The organism is Oleiphilus sp. HI0117, assembly GCF_001635235.1.
Genome location: NZ_LWGA01000389.1, coordinates 1 through 720 on the forward strand (window position 1 = coordinate 1; position 720 = coordinate 720).

The 720-nt window shown below is 41.7% G+C and carries 1 protein-coding gene; it reads left to right on the forward strand.

Features of this window, described 5'->3' with window-relative positions; genetic code table 11:
- Positions 1-720, forward strand: a 720-nt coding sequence (locus tag A3757_RS04600) for an insulinase family protein (protein ID WP_197469774.1), incomplete at both ends; no start/stop codon positions are given.

Below are 720 nucleotides of genomic sequence, written 5' to 3' on the forward strand. Positions count from 1 at the left end.
GCTATACAAGCATATGCGTGGTGTAACCATCAAAATCAGCGGGTACAGCGATAGACAGGCCCAACTTCTAAGCAAGTTACTTAACACCGTTAAATATGCAGAGTTTTCTCCCTCTCGTTTCTCTATAATGAAAGAACGCTTGTCTAGAAGCCTATCAAACGCAAAAGATAAGAAGCCATTTCAGCAAGCTATTTCCAAAGCTCAGAACGTAGTTATTGCTCCTTCTTGGAATGAAGAAGAACGTCTGAGCGCACTTAGAGATATAAAACTAGAAGATATTAATCAGTTTCGTGAAGACTTTCTGTCTCAACTAGATATAGCAGTGTTGAGTAGCGGAAACCTATCGCGTGCATCAACACTCAATAATGCACAATTAATTCAAAGCATATTACTTGATAAGGCAACTAAGACCGAGGTCAGCCGCGCCAAAATTCGCCGCATACCACCTAAGACTCCTTGGCTCAACACGCTCGACACCGAGCACAGTGATACCGGCTTTGTTCACTATGTACAAGGAAAAACTACTAGTCACAAAGAACGTGCTAAGTACTTACTACTCACTCAAATACTCTCTAGTGATTACTACAACCAAGTCCGCACTCAAAAACAAATGGGTTACATCGTATTCGCAACCAATTTTGAGTTGCTTGAAGTACCGGCTATAGCGTTCATTGTTCAGTCCCCTAGTAACACAGGCCAAGAGCTTTATAAGGAAACCAA